This window comes from Solwaraspora sp. WMMA2101, from assembly GCF_049179175.1.
Lineage (GTDB): Bacteria > Actinomycetota > Actinomycetes > Mycobacteriales > Micromonosporaceae > Micromonospora_E.
Genome location: NZ_JBMHMA010000006.1, coordinates 1,607,681 through 1,621,947 on the forward strand (window position 1 = coordinate 1,607,681; position 14,267 = coordinate 1,621,947).

General features: G+C 73.2%; 10 protein-coding genes. 8 read left to right on the top strand and 2 right to left on the bottom strand.

The window, feature by feature from the left end; genetic code table 11:
• Positions 1 to 2,643: a nitrate- and nitrite sensing domain-containing protein gene (locus ACN28F_RS07935; protein WP_421357354.1), complete on the bottom strand. Its 2,643-nt coding sequence runs from the start codon at positions 2,641 to 2,643 to the stop codon at positions 1 to 3.
• A gap of 323 nt (positions 2,644 to 2,966) precedes the next feature.
• Between ACN28F_RS07935 and ACN28F_RS07940 the strand changes: the two genes are divergently transcribed.
• From ACN28F_RS07940 to ACN28F_RS07950, 3 genes are all read left to right on the top strand, one after another.
• A complete protein-coding gene (locus ACN28F_RS07940) occupies positions 2,967 to 3,536 on the top strand; it encodes a hypothetical protein (protein WP_289207404.1) in 570 nt (189 codons plus the stop codon).
• Between the two features lie 11 nt (positions 3,537 to 3,547).
• A complete protein-coding gene (locus ACN28F_RS07945; RefSeq protein ID WP_421357355.1) occupies positions 3,548 to 4,255 on the top strand; it encodes a hypothetical protein in 708 nt (235 codons plus the stop codon).
• A 139-nt stretch (positions 4,256 to 4,394) separates the two neighbouring features.
• Entirely contained in the window at positions 4,395 to 4,706 is a 312-nt protein-coding gene (locus tag ACN28F_RS07950; RefSeq protein ID WP_289207406.1) for a hypothetical protein, read from the top strand.
• Between the two features lie 82 nt (positions 4,707 to 4,788).
• Here ACN28F_RS07950 and ACN28F_RS07955 read toward each other — a convergent pair whose 3' ends face one another.
• Positions 4,789 to 6,621 (bottom strand): glycoside hydrolase family 6 protein, encoded by a 1,833-nt coding sequence (locus tag ACN28F_RS07955; protein ID WP_289207407.1) that lies wholly within the window; start codon positions 6,619 to 6,621, stop codon positions 4,789 to 4,791.
• A 682-nt stretch (positions 6,622 to 7,303) separates the two neighbouring features.
• On the opposite strand from ACN28F_RS07955, the gene ACN28F_RS07960 reads away from it, so the two are divergent.
• From ACN28F_RS07960 to ACN28F_RS07980, 5 genes are read left to right on the top strand one after another with little or no spacing between them, the layout of a single operon-like run.
• Positions 7,304 to 8,155: a glycosyltransferase family 2 protein gene (locus tag ACN28F_RS07960; protein WP_289207408.1), complete on the top strand. Its 852-nt coding sequence runs from the start codon at positions 7,304 to 7,306 to the stop codon at positions 8,153 to 8,155.
• Positions 8,156 to 8,158: 3 nt separating this feature from the next.
• Complete coding sequence (locus tag ACN28F_RS07965; protein ID WP_289207409.1) at positions 8,159 to 9,121, top strand: glycosyltransferase family 2 protein; 963 nt, start codon at positions 8,159 to 8,161, stop codon at positions 9,119 to 9,121.
• The gene (locus tag ACN28F_RS07970; protein WP_289207410.1) at positions 9,118 to 10,416 is read left to right on the top strand and encodes a glycosyltransferase; all 1,299 of its coding nucleotides are present in this window, start codon (positions 9,118 to 9,120) and stop codon (positions 10,414 to 10,416) included. The genes ACN28F_RS07965 and ACN28F_RS07970 overlap by 4 nt, the downstream gene beginning before the upstream one ends.
• Positions 10,413 to 11,798, top strand: a complete 1,386-nt coding sequence (locus ACN28F_RS07975; protein ID WP_421357356.1) for a hypothetical protein — start codon at positions 10,413 to 10,415, stop codon at positions 11,796 to 11,798. The genes ACN28F_RS07970 and ACN28F_RS07975 overlap by 4 nt, the downstream gene beginning before the upstream one ends.
• Entirely contained in the window at positions 11,795 to 14,236 is a 2,442-nt protein-coding gene (locus ACN28F_RS07980; protein ID WP_289207412.1) for a hypothetical protein, read from the top strand. Before ACN28F_RS07975 ends, ACN28F_RS07980 begins: the two co-directional genes overlap by 4 nt.
• Positions 14,237 to 14,267 lie beyond the last annotated feature (31 nt).

Here is a 14,267-nt window from a genome sequence, read left to right on the forward strand (position 1 = left end):
CTACAGCTCCCTCTCGGACGTGTCCGCCACGGCCGATGGCGGCTGCAGCACCGCTCCGGGAGGTGGCGTCGCGGTGCCCCGCGCCGGGCCGGCCGTCGCGGTCGGGGACGGGTCACCGGCCACGCTGCCGGTCACGTCGGTGTCGGCCACCAGGCCGGCGGCGCGGCGGCCCCGGGCGGTTCCGGCCTGCAGCGCCGACATCAGCGCCCGGACCTCGCCCGGCGACCGTTGCGGCGCGTCCCGGTGCGGCGGGCCGTCGGCGTCGGGCGCCTGACGGAGCTGGGGGGCGAGGCTGGACTGGCGGACCCGACGGGGCAGCCCGTCCTCGGTGGTCGACGCGGCCCCCTCGCCACGACGGGTGGGCAGGCTGACGGGCCGCCGCCGGGGGGTCAGCTCGGGTTGCGCCGTCGGCATCCCGGGCACTGCCGGGACCGTCGGTGGCGCTGCCGGCGTGGCCGGGGAGTCCGAGCTCGTCGACGGGTCCGACCCGGTCGGGGAGTCCGGCCCGGCCGGAAGGTCGGACCGGGCCGGGGCGTCGGGCAGCGCCGACAGCAGCGCGCCGAGGGTGGCCGGCGGCGCGGGTTGGTCCGCCCCGTCCGGGCCGGGCCGGACGGTGGTCAGCGCGGTCGGCGGCCGGCCGGAGGGCAGCGCCAGGACCTCCGTCTCCGGCACCACCAGCTCGGCCGGGATCAACGCCACGGCGGTGATCCCGCCGAACGGTGACGGCCGCAGCCGCACCCCGACGCCGTGCTTGGCGGCGAGCTGCGCCACGACGAACAGGCCGAGCCTGGCGCTGTTGTGCGGGTCGAAGTCCGGCGGTTGGGCCAGCCGCTGGTTCGCCTCGGTGATCGCGTCGGGTGTCATGCCCAGCCCGCGGTCCTCGACCTCGACGGCGTAGCCGTTGGGCAGGTTCTGCCCGACCACCGTCACCAGGGTCTGCGGCGGTGAGAAGGAGGTCGCGTTCTCGATCAGCTCGGCCAGCAGGTGGATGACGTCACCGACGGCCCGGCCGACCACCGCGGCCGGCTCGACGGTGGTGACGTGCACCCGGGCGTACTCCTCGACCTCGGAGACCGCACCACGGATCACGTCGATCATCGGAACCGGATTGCGCCAGCCCCGGCCGGGCGTGGCACCGGCGAGGATCACCAGATCCTCCGCGTGCCGGCGCATCCGGGTGGCCATGTGGTCGACCCGGAACAGGTCCTCGAGCTCCTCCGGGTCGGTGCTGCGCCGCTCCATCCGGTCCAGCAGGGCCAACTGCCGGTGCAGCAGCGTCTGGCTGCGGCGGGCGATGTTGAGGAACGTCTCGTTGAGACCCCGGCGCAGCGCCGCTTCCTCGACGGCGGACCGTACGGCGGTCCGCTGCACCTCGCTGAAGGCGTGACCGACCTGGCCGATCTCGTCGGTGCCGTACTCCAACGGTGGCGCCTCGGCGGCCACGTCGACGTCCTCCCCGCGACGCAGCCGGGCCACCACCGCGGGCAGCCGGTCGCCGGCCAGCTCCAGCGCGGTGGCCCGCAGCCCGGTGAGCCGGTGGATCAGGGAGCGGCCGACCCGCAGCGAGATGACCACTGCCGCGATCACCGCCGCGAGGCCGACCAGGCCGGCGGCGGCCAGCCGGGCCAGGATGGTGATGGCGGTGGGCATACTGCGTTCGGCGAGCGCATCGGCTGCCAGCAGCTCGAACTCGCGCAACTGCTGCTGGACGGATTCGTAGCTGTCGCTCCAGCGGGCCTCGTCGACCACTGTCGGGGTCGGCGCGGCACCGTCGTCCGGGGCTTCGCCCTCCGGGGTGCCGACGGGTGCGCCCTCGTCGGCGTCGTCACCCTCCGGCCCGGGCCGGTCGTTGATCAGTACGTCCTGCAGCTGGCGCAGCGCGGTGAAGTCTTCGCCGGCGGCCATCCGATGGTAGGTGGCACTGTCCGGTTCGGGCAGTTCGGCGACCGCGCGATCAAGCAGGAAACGATGGGTGGCGATGATCTGCACCAGTCGACGGTGGTCGTCGTCGCTGAGCCGCCCGGCCGCGAAGGCGCCGGCGAGAACCGCGTCCGCCCGGCCGAGAATCTCCCGGGCCTGGCCGATGTCGGTCAATGCCCGGGCCTGTCGGTTGATTTCGTTGTCCGGCAGGGAGGCCAGCGCACCGAACATCTGAAACGCGGTGTCCACGACGCCGTTGTAGAGGCCGAGGGCACCGGCCGCGTCCATTTCCCGGCGTTGCACGAAACCTCGACCGGTCGCCAGGATCTCCAGTTCAGCGAGTGTCTGCTCGATCCGGACCCGCAGGACGGACTGGTCGTCGGATGGTCCACCGTCGGTGGCGCGTCGCCGGAGGTCGGCGACCGCCGCGTCGGTGGCCTGCCATTGGGACCGCAGCGCTTCGAGGTCGCCGGCGCGCCGAGCGGTCTGCTCCTGCGCACGGGACAGGTACACCACGGAGAGCCGCCGTTCCCGCTGCAACTCGGCCACCAGGGTCTCCCCGGGCACTCCCACGTCGTCGAGGAGCGACTGGGCACCTAGCAGGCTCAGTGCCGGGCCGACGGCCAGCGAGGTCGCGAAGATCCAGAGGACGAGCAACGCCGAGATCGGGACAGCGACCAGCGCAACGATCTTGGAGCGGATCGACCAGTTGCGGGTGTTCATCAGACCTCGCCGACGCGGTGTGTGGCAGAGCTGGCGGGCGGCTGCCCGCCGATCGTTGCCGGTGAGTCGGCGATCAGTGGACGTCCGTGCCTCCGGAAGGATACGTAATTAACGGCTCAGGCACTACCAGAGGCACCGTGAGGTCGATTGTGGGCACGGAGCGTGTCGAAAGCGGCCAGGTCCGAGCGATGGCACCCTCCCGCGACCCGGCGGTACGTCGTACCTCGGGCGACGTCGGTACGCGGGTGCCGGACAAAAGTGTGACGAACCTGGATTGAGGATCCGGGTCGGGCGGGAATACCAGGGCGAGAAGGAGGAACGCCATGTCGCCCATCGAGATCATCATCACCATTGTCGTCGTCCTCGCGGTGATCGCCGCAGCTGTCGCGGTCTGGGCCCTCCTGCGCCGGCGCAACCTGCGCAGCACCTTCGGCCCGGAGTACGACCGGGCCGTCGCGGAGCAGGACAGCCGCAGCGCGGCGGAACGGGAGCTGCGGGAACGTGAACGCCGGCATGCCGAGCTGACCCTGACCCCGCTGGACCCGGCGTCCCGGGACCGGTACGCGGCCGCCTGGGAAGAGGTCCAGGCACAGTTCGTCGATGCCCCGGGGGCCGCGGTCGGCGACGCCGACGAGTTGCTCACCCGGCTTGTCGCCGAACTCGGCTACCCCACCGGCGACTACACCGAGCAGCTGGCCCACCTCTCCGTCGAACACGCCCGTACCCTCGGCCGGTACCGCGAGGCCCACGAGATCAACCTGGCCAACGAGCGGGGCGAGGCGAGCACCGAGCAGCTGCGCCAGGCCCTGGTGCACTACCGGTCGCTCTTCGCCGAACTGCTCGGCGAGCACCCTGTTCGTACCCTGACCCCCACCGAGGCAGCGACTCACTGAGGAGAACCAGCATGGCCCGCACCGACCAGTGGCACGACGAGCGTACCGAGGTCATCACCACGCCGAACAGCCCGGAGCAGGGGTCCGACGGCTACGTGGACCCCGACCGTACCCAGGTGGTGTCCGGGATCGAGGCGCCGGACCGGGACGAACCGGCCCACCACGAGCCGGTGGAACAGCCGACCGCGTTCGGCGCGGCCACCGTCGGCGGCGCGGTCGCCGCGTCGGCGATGGCCGGACCCGAGCGGTTGCACGAGCCGCGCGACCCGCGCGCCGACGACACCGTACGGATGGGTGACGGGCCGGTGGCGGACGAGACCGCGATCGGCTGGGCCGAGCCGGGCGACGCCGAGCCGGCCGACACCACGGGGCCGACCGACACCACCGAGTCCGTTGGCACCGGATCCGTCGACGCCACCGAGGCCACGGCCACCACGGGTACCGCCCCGGTGGCTGCGACCAGCTTCCTCGGAGCCGAGCAGGCGGAGGCGTTCCGGGACCGGTGGCGGGACGTGCAGCTGCGGTTCGTCGACGACCCGCAGGGTGCCGCCGGTCAGGCACGCGAGCTGGTCACCGAGGCGGTGGAGGTGCTCACCGCCGCGCTCACCGCGCAGCGCGACGGCCTCGGCGGCGACGGCACCGACGCGGACGACACCGAGCAGCTGCGGATGACCGTACGCCGCTACCGCGACCTGCTCGACCGTCTGCTGACGATCTGACCTGGGCTCACCCGCACCGAGCTGGGCTCATCCGTCGACCCGTCTGCCCGGCACCGCCCACCCGGTGGTGCCGGGCAGGCGCATATCCCCGCACCCGGCGGGTACTGCCCTCGGTGACGGCACCGACGGGAGGTGGACCATGACGGACCGCGACGACGCACTCGGCCGGGCACCGCTGGAGGAGCAGCCAGAGGTGGCCGCCGCGATCGAGGACGACACGACCGTACCGTCGCTGGTCACCGCACCCGACGACGACCAGTCCGGCCCGGATTTCCAGTCGCCGGGCGGTCCCGGCGGGCCGCCACGGGTGCGTACCGGTGCCGACCAGCCGTGGGATCCGGAGGATCTCGCGATGGCCAAGGGCGGCGACGGCACCCCCGAACAGGTGGACCTGGCCCGGCAGGAACTCGAACGCGACGGTGCGGCGGCGATCGAACGTACCGTGCCGTGAGCGCGCGCTCCGCCGGGCAGCACGGGGCGGGGCCCGGTGCCCAAGATCGGCACCGGGCCCCGCTCAGCGGGCGTGACCAGCCTTACGACAGCGGCGGGTACGCGTTCTGCATCAGCTGACGGATCTGGGCGGAGAACCAGTGCCCGGAGACCGGGGCGTTGGGCAGCGCACCGGTCGCGCTGTTGCCGTTACGTGCGTTGCCGCCGTAGGTCGGGTCGCACATCCGGTCGAAGCCCTTGCCCTCGTCGTTCGGGATCAGGGTGCTGGAGCCGTCCGACTCGCCCGGGGGCTTGATCCACACATAGGCGTCGATGCCGCTGGCCGGCGCGGCGGTGGGCCGCTCACCCAGACCGGCACCGGACTGGTTGCACCAGTTGCCCTTGTGGATCCGCCGGTCGATGCGCGACTGGTTGATCCGGGTGTTCAGATCGCTGGCATTGCTCGGGCCAGTCGGCCGGGCCGCGCCGCCCCACCCGTTGCGGGAGGTGTCGATCAGCATACCGACGCTGGAGGAGAAGCCGGCCTGCACCAGCCGCTGCCGGAACGCCTGCGCGAACGACAGTTCGTCGTTGTAAAGGTTCCAGTCGATCCAGGACGACGGGCGGGTCGTGCTGTCCACCGTGATGTACGGCTCCCGCAGCGCGGAATAGTTGGCGGTGTTCGTGATGAAGCCGTGCACGTTGGCGAAGGTCGAGCCGGAGGCCTGCGCGGCCTGAGCGATGATCTGCGCGGACGGCCCGAAGTTGTCCTCCCAGCCGATCCAGCCGTGGTGGCCGGCGTCGATGTAGTTGTAGACGTTCGGCACCGAGCCGAGCTGCGCCAGCGCGTAGCCGACACCGTTGACGTAGTTGCCGTTGGCCAGCATCACGTCGCACTCAGGGGTGGCGGTGGGGCGGCTACCCACGTTGGTCACCAGGTTCGGCAGCGAGTCGATCTCGATGACCGAGACGATCCGCAGGTTGCGGTACTCCGCCCGGTTGAGGATCGACCGGATCACGTCGATGTACTCGGTACGGTAGCGGCCGATCGCGTCCGGCGGGAGCTCGCCGTTGGAGGCCAGCGCGGCGCAGTCGCGACCGGGCAGGTTGTAGATGACGACCTGGAAGACCAACGGACGGCTGCCGTTGGCGGCGTCCTGCCGGAGCGCCTCGTTGAGGTGGTCGGCCAGGCCCATGTCACCGGTGGTCGGGCTGTTGTTGCCGTGGATCGCGCTGGTGCGGTCCAGCCACACACCGGTCGGCTGGTTCGCGATACGGCTACCGCCCGGCTCGGCCGCGACGTTGGCGCTCCAGATCGGGTTGACGTAGACGTCGGCACCGACGTACGGGTTGTCCACTCGCACGCCCGGGTTCGGCGGCGGCGAGGTGGGCGGCGCGGTGGTCGGCGGGGCCGTCGTCGGCGGCCGGGTCGTCGGCGGCGCCGTGGTCGGCGGGGCCGTCGTGGGCGGCGCGGTGGTCGGTGCGCCCGTGGTCGGGCTGGTGGTGCCGGTGCAGGCGACGCCGTTGAGCCGGAAAACGGTCGGCGCGGTGTTGGTGCCCGAGTAGCTCGCGTTGAAGCCGGGGTTCACGGTGGCGTTGGTGCCGAGGGAGCCGTTCCACGCCGCGTTGCGAAGGGTCACCCGGGTCCCGCTCTGGGTGAACTCGCTGTTCCAGGCCTGGGTGACCCGCTGGTTACCCGAGTAGTCGAACTCAAGGTTCCAGCTGCTGAGCGGGTCACCGAGGTTGGTGACGGCCAGGTTGGCGGTGAATCCGGTGTTCCACTGGTTGACCGTGTAGGTGACACGGCACCCGGCTGCGGCACTGGCCTGCGTGGCCGCGACGACGAGCACACCGGAGCCGAGCACGACCGCAGCCGCAGCGGACAGTCCGCGACGCAGCCGCGAACGCCCAGCGCCGCGTAGTGGGTTGAAGTTCATGCGGAGTTGTCTCCTCGCGACGTAACTGGTCACCGACACTGCTGGTCGGGACCGTGGTGAGGTCGGGTGCACCACCTGTCGTCACCCGGACGACTCGGCGGGCGCGATCGCCGACCGGAAATCCCGGTTGCCCTCGGCGACCCACTGTGCTTGGCTGGCTCCGCTGCGCCAATCGATCATCATCATGTCATGGGAACGCTCCCACCGCAACCGTCCGGAAACCCGATGGTGATGACCCCGCCATCTGGCATCGATCCCGACAGCAGCCGACGAACCCGGCGGAACCGATCGGGTGGTCAGCCGTCGCGGCGCGGGGCGGTGCGGCCGACAGGGGGCCACCAGCGCAGCCAGCGGTCGACCCAGCCACGACGGCGGAACCGGACGCACCGGCCCGCCGGGCACCGCGCACAGTCGGTCCCCCGCCGGTAGTGCTCGTGGGCGGCGCGCGGATGACCGCACCGGCACTCGTCAGTCCGCATCCGTGGGGGCCTCCCGTCCCATCGACCTCGGCGGTCCGGCAGTGGCGTGACCCGGGTCACTGCCCCGCCCCATGACCGAAATATCCGCCATATCAGGTTGTTGACTCCCGGTGATGGACCGCTAGTCAGTCCGGGCGGCTCGCGAACGGCCCCGCGTCGCCTGGTGTCCCGCACACCCTCCCCACCCCCCGGAGGACACCAGCATGTCCGTCTTCACCGACACCCGCCAGTCGCCACCCGACGTCGCCACCGGCGGCAGTGGCCGCCCCCCGACGGTCGGCGTGGTCGTCCCCACGCTCAACGAGGAACGCAACCTGCCGCACGTCTTCGCCCGGCTCCCCCGCGACCTGGCCGAGGTCATCGTCGTCGACGGCGGGTCGGTGGACCGCACCGTCGAGGTGGCCCGGCGACTCTGGCCGTCCGTACGCGTCGTCCAGCAGACCCGTACCGGCAAGGGCAACGCGTTGGCCTGCGGCTTCGCGGCCGCGACCACCGACATCGTGGTGATGATCGACGCCGACGGGTCGACCGACCCCGCCGAGATCCCCGCCTTCGTCGACGCGCTGCTCGCCGGCGCGGACTTCGCCAAGGGTTCCCGGTTCCGCTCCGGCGGCGGCAGCCACGACATCACCCCGCTGCGCCGGCTCGGCAACGAGGGCCTCAACGGCATCGTCAACCTGCTGTTCGGCACCCGCTTCACCGACCTGTGCTACGGCTACAACGCCTTCTGGCGCCGGGTGCTGCCGGCCCTGGAGCTGCCCGACCCGGGCACCCCGGCCCCGAGCGACGGGGCCAAGCTGTGGGGCGACGGGTTCGAGATCGAGACCCTGATCAACGTACGGGTCGCCGCGCACGGACTGCGGATCGCCGAAGTGCCCAGCGTCGAGTACCTGCGCATCCACGGCGAGAGCAACCTCAACACGGTCCGCGACGGCACCCGGGTGCTGCGCACCATCCTCAGCGAGTTCCGGCGCGAACGTCGTCGGCGGCGTACCGCGCCTGTCCCGAACGCGACCACCGCACCGGCCGTCGCCTCGATGACGGAGGAGGGCTGAGCCATGCGCACACCGACCGTCAGCGTCGTCGTACCCACCCACCACCCCGACCGGCTCGCCGGCCTGCACGCCGCCGTCGACTCGGTCCGCCGGCAGGACCCGGCCCCGAACGAGATCATCGTCGTGGTCGACCACCACCCGGCGCTCGCCGACCGGATCACCCGGGAACTGCCCGACGTCACCGTGCTCGCCAACGCCTACCAACGCGGTGTCTCCGGCAACCGCAACACCGGCGCCGAACACGCCCACGGCGAACTGGTCGTCTTCTGCGACGACGACGTCGTCGCCCACCCCGGCTGGCTCGCCGGGCTGGTCGCCGCCTTCGCCGACCCGTCGGTGATCGGCGCCGGCGGCGGCATCGCACCCGCCTGGCAGCAGCGGCAACCCGACTGGCTTCCCGACGAGTTCCGCTGGGCCGTCGGCGGCTCGTACGCCGGCCAGCCCGACCGCCCCGGCCCGGTGCGCAACGTCTGGTCCGCCAGCATGGCCGTACGCCGGACGGCGTTTCGCCAGGCCGGCGGCTTCCGCACCGGGTTCGGCAAGGTCGGCGACCGGGCCCGCCCCGAGGACACCGAACTCTGCCTGCGGATGAGCGCCGTCACCGGTGGCCGGTGGTGGTACGTACCGCAGGCGGTGATCTCCCACGGCGTACCCGCCAGCCACAGCACCTTCCGGTACTTCCTGCGGCGGTGCTTCGCCGAAGGACGCGGCAAGATCGCGATGGCCGCGCTGCTCGACGGCGCGCCGAGCCTCGGCGCCGAACAGGACTACCTGCGCCGCACCCTGCCCCGGGCGCTGCGCCGCGAAGCCGGCGCGGCAGTTCGTGGTGCCGCTCGCCGGCACGCCGCCGCCCGCCGGCACGCCGCCCGGGCCGGCGCCATCCTGGCCGGTACGGCCGCCGCCGCAGCCGGCGCACTGACCGAGACCGCCGCGACCACCCGACCCATGATCGGAGCCCAGCGATGAACCCACGCATCCTGCCGCCGACCCCGGTCGCCACCCCCGGACGCATCCCGGCCACCGTCGTCGACCTGGACCTCGCCAGCCGGCTGCCCGACATCCTCGGCGTCGACGAACACGGCCGCCGGGTGGAACGCGCCTGGCTGCTCGTCCGCCAGTTCACCCAACCGATCGGCGCACTGCTGCTCGACGTACCGCCGCAGGGGCTGACCGGGACGGACCTCGCCGCCGCCATCGACCGGGAGATCCCGCCCGCGACCCGACCCGAACCCGGCTACCTGGCCCGGCGTGCCGAGGTCCTCGCCGACGCGCCGTCAATCACCGTCGTCGTCTGCACCCGGGAACGCCCCGACGGCCTGACCCGCACCCTGGACAGCGTCCTCGCCCAGCAGTACCCCCGGTTCCGGGTGCTGGTCGTGGACAACGCCCCGGTCAGCGACGGCACCACCCGGGTCACCGCCGAGGCCGCCACCCGGGCCGCCGTCGACGGGCGCGCCGAGGTCGACTACGTACGGGAGCCCCGCCCCGGGCTGTCGCACGCCCGCAACCGGGCGCTGCGCGCCGCCGGTGGCGAGATCCTCGCCTGGATCGACGACGACGAGATCGCCGACCCGCACTGGCTCGCCGAGGTCGCCCGCGCCCTCGCCGACCACCCGCAGGCCGACGTCGTCACCGGCGTGATCGTGCCGGCGCAGCTGGCCACCGACGCCCAACTGTGGTTCGAGCAGTACGGCGGCCACAGCAAGGGCCGTGGCTTCACCCCCGACGTCTTCTCCCCGGCCACCGCGCACCGGCAGAGCCCGCTCTACCCGCTGCCCCCGTTCGGCGCCGGCGGCAACATGGTCTTCCGGCCCGGCGTGCTCGAACGCATCGGCGGCTTCGACACCGCACTCGGTGCCGGCACCCCGGCGATGGGTTCGGAGGACACCCTGGCGCTGATGCAGGTGCTGCTCGCCGGCGGCACCGTCGCCTACCAGCCGAGTGCCCTGGTCTGGCACTACCACCGACCCGACCTGGCCAGCCTGCGCAATCAACTGGTCGGCTACGGCACCGGCCTCACCGCCGCCTACACCAGCCTGCTGCTGCGCGACCCGGGGCTGATCCGGCCGCTGCTGCGGCTCGCCCCGACCGCGCTGCGGGACACCTTCGGCGGTGGCGACCGGCTGGCCGGGCTGCAGGCCGACTTCCCCCGGGAACTCGTCGGCGCCAACCGGCGTGGGCTGGCCCGCGGCCCGTTCGCCTACCTGCGCAGCCGGTTGGCCGACCGGCGGCTGCGCCGCCGCCACCGGGGCATGCCGTGACCGCCGCCGTCGCGCCGACCACCGCCGTCGCGCCGACCGCCGGCACCACCGCGACGGCGGTCCGGCGGCCGGCGCTGATCCGCAGCGCCGCCGCGTTGATGACCTCCACGGTCGCCAGCGCCGGCCTCGGCTTCCTGTTCTGGGTGGTCGCCGCTCGCTGGTTCGCGCCGGAAGCGGTCGGCCGGGCGTCCGCGGCGGTGTCGGCGATGGCCCTGCTGGCCGGGCTCGCCCAACTCAACCTGATCAACCTGTACGCGCGGTTCCTACCCGGTGCAGGGCGGCACACCCGGCGACTGGTCCTCGGTGGGTACGCCGCCTCGACGGCGATGGCGGTGCTGCTCGGCACCGGTTTCCTGGCGCTCGGGCTGGGCAGCGGCATCATCGGGCCGGCACCGGCGCAGCGGCTGGTGTTCGTCGCCGCCGTCCTCGCCTCGGCGATCTTCTTCATCTCCGACGGGGTGCTCACCGCGCTGCGCCGGGCCGGCAGCGTACCGGTCAAGAACGTGATCGCCTCCAGCGCCAAACTGGCGCTGCTGCCGTTGCTCGCCGGCACCGCCGCCGGTGACGGCATGCTGCTGGCCTGGACGGCACCGATGCTGGTCACCATGCTCGGGGTCAACTGGTGGGTGCTGCGCCGGCTGGTCCCGGCCCACGCCCGGACCGCGCCGGCGGCCCCCGCCCCCGCCCGCCGGGAACTGCTCGGCTTCGCCTCCGCCGAGTACGTCAACGGGCTGCTCACCAACGCCGTCGCGTTCCTTCCGCCGGTCCTGGTGGCCGGCGCGCTGGGGGCGACCGCGAGCGCCTACTTCTACATTCCGTGGACCATCGGGGTGGCCGGCAGCACCCTGCTGTGGAACGTCGTCACCTCGTTCGTGGTGACCGCCGCCAGCGATGCATCGGCCGCCCGCGCCCATGTCAACCGGGCGTTCCTGCTGGTGGCCGCAGTGGTGGTGCCCGGCGCGGCGGTGCTGGGCACGGCCGCCGGCCCGCTGCTGGGGCTGCTCGGTGGCGAGTACGCCGCCGAGGGTGCCGCCACGCTGCGCCTGGTCGGGCTGTCCCTGCCGTTCACCGGAGTCATCCTGCTGGCCTGCGCGTTCGCGATGATGGAGAAACGGATGTGGCCGGTGGTGGGCGTGCAGTCCGCCGGCATCGCCGCATTCCTGCTGCTGAGCTGGTTCGGTTTGCCCATGGTCGGAATCATCGCGCCAGCGGCGGCGCTGTGTATGGCGCAGGCCGCAGTAGCTGTCGTGCTCCTCCCCGGCCTGGTACGCCGCTACCGGGCGACCACCGACGTAGCCGACGCCGGCACCGTCGCACCGAACTGGGCGGCACGTCCCGCCCGCACCGAGACCGCTACCACCGTCACCGGAGGTGCCGGATGACCGATCTCGCCCTGCGTCCCGTCCACCCGCCGACCGACTCGGCCGCAACCGCAACCGGCCCGGCCGGCCCTGCTGCGGCTGGCACCATCACGGGCGGCACCGCTGCAGGCGGCGTCAGCACGGCCGGCACCGCTGTGGGCGGCACCGCTGCGGGCGGCGCGGTCGGCCCGCGTACCGCCGACGACGCCGCCGCCGCACCGACCGCCGCGATGGCCGGGCAGGCGTACACCGGGCTGGCGGTCGCGGCGCTGGCACTGCTCGGACTGGCGGTCGGCGGGCCGCTGCAGGCCCCGGCGGCCGTCGCGTTCGCCGTCCTCGGGCCGGGTGCGGCCCTGCTCAGCCACCTCACCGTACGGCCGACAGCGACCCGCTGGGCGCTGACCGTACTGGCCAGCCTCGCCGGGTACGCCGCCGTGGCCACCGGGTCGGTCTGGGTCGGCTGGTGGCAGCCGCAGGCGACGGTCGCGGCGCTGGCCGCGGCGGTCGCGGTCGCCTGCGTGACGGCGCTGGCCCGGATCCGCCGACAGCGGGCGGCCGGCCGCCTCACCTCGCGCGTGGCCCGATTGGCGGCCGGCGGCCCCGTGCCTCGGTCGGCAGCCGCCGTACGGCCGTTGCCGGCGCACGCACGGCCGTTGCTGGCGCACGTGGCGGTGCTCGGCATCGCCGTCGCCCTGTGGTTGATCGCCCTGACCCGTACCGACCTGGGCGAGGTGGGCGGTTTCGGGCTACTCGGCACCATCAGCCCGGTGTGGGTCGCTGCGCTGGCGGTGACCGTCGGCGGGTTCGTCACCGCCCTCGCCGGCCTGCGCCGCGACACCGGCCTGCGCCGCCAAACCGAGCTGCGTGGCGACACCGGGCGGGGCGTGGCGGCGGCCGGCTACCTGGTGGCGCTGGTCGCGCTGCTGCACGGCACGACTCCGCTGCTGCTCGACGAGCCGCAGTACGCCTGGACGTACAAGCACCTCGGGGTGATCGAGTACCTCGCCGCCGGCAACCCGGTCGGCGCCGCCCAGGACATCTACCAGCAGTGGCCGGCCCTGTTCGCCGGTGCCGCCCAGCTCGGCGCGGTCGGCGGGATCGCGCCGGCGACGCTGGCCGACTGGTCGCCGGTCTTCTTCAACCTGGCCGCCGCCCCGGTGCTGTACGCCATCGCCCGGACCCTCTCCGGTGACCGGCGGGTGGCGTACCTGACCGTCTTCGGTTTCGTCGCCGTCAACTGGATCGAGGAGGACTACCTCTCCCCGCAGGCCCTCGGTTTCCTGCTCAGCCTCGGTGTCCTGCTGGTCGTGCTGACCTGGCTGCGCACGCCGGGCGACGGGACAGGGCGTCAGGGCGGTGGGACAGGGCGGCCGGGTCAGGGCCGTCGGGTGCCGGTCGTACCCGTGCTCGGGGTGCTCGCGCTGCTCGCGGTGCTCACCGCCGCCCACCAGCTGTCGCCGTACCTGGTGGTGGCGCAGGTCGCCGTACTCGCCGTGCTGCGGCTGATCCGGCCCCGGTGGCTGCCGCTGGCGATGGGCGTGATCGTGGTCGGCTACCTGCTGCCCCGGTTCGGGTTCGTGTCGGAGTCGTTCGGGGTCTTCGACGGGTTCGACATCTTCTCCAACGCGGCCGGCAACGCCGACGGCTGGGGCTCCACCGGGCAGGCGTTCTCGGCGATCGTGGTCCGCACGTTGGCGCTGTCGGTGTGGGCGCTGACCGCGCTCGCGGTGCTGTCGTACCGGCGGCGGCTACGGACCGTGCTGGTGCCGGCGTTGCTGGCGGCCACACCGTTCGTCCTGATCGCCGGGCAGAGCTACGGCGGCGAGGCGATCTACCGGGTGTTCCTGTTCTCGGCACCGTGGTGCGCGTACCTGATCGCCAAGGCACTGGTGGACCGGGCCGACCAGTGCGCCCACCGCCTGGCTGGTCGCGCCGGGGCGGCGCCGGGCCGACGGTGGCTGGGCCCGGTCGCGGCGGTGACGTTGGCGGTGGCCCTCACCGGTTTCGCGCTGGCCACCGTGCAGGGCCGGCACGGTCAGCTCGTGGTGGACCGGCAGACCTCCGACGAGGTCGCCGCCGCCCGCCAGCTGTACGCCACCGCCGAGCCGGGTGCCACGATCGCCGTCGCGACGTCGAACTTCCCGAGCCGGCTGACGGCGGCGTACCCCGAATTCAACACCGACGTGCCGGCCGGCGAGCCGGACCTGGTGGTCGGTGCGCAGCTCCGTGGCGCCGCACTGGACGGCGAGCACCTGCCGACGATCGAGGAGTTCCTCCGGTCGTTCGACGGTGCACCGGCGTACCTGGTGGTCAGTGACGGGATGCGGCGCCAGGCGGACTACTTCGGGTACTTCCCGCCCGGGTCGCTGGACCGCCTCGAGCAGCTGCTCGACGGCAGGGACGGCTGGTCGGTGTTCCAGCGCAGCGCCGACGTCACCGTCTACCGCTACACCGGCTGACGCACCGCCCCGCCACCCTCACCTCACCCCC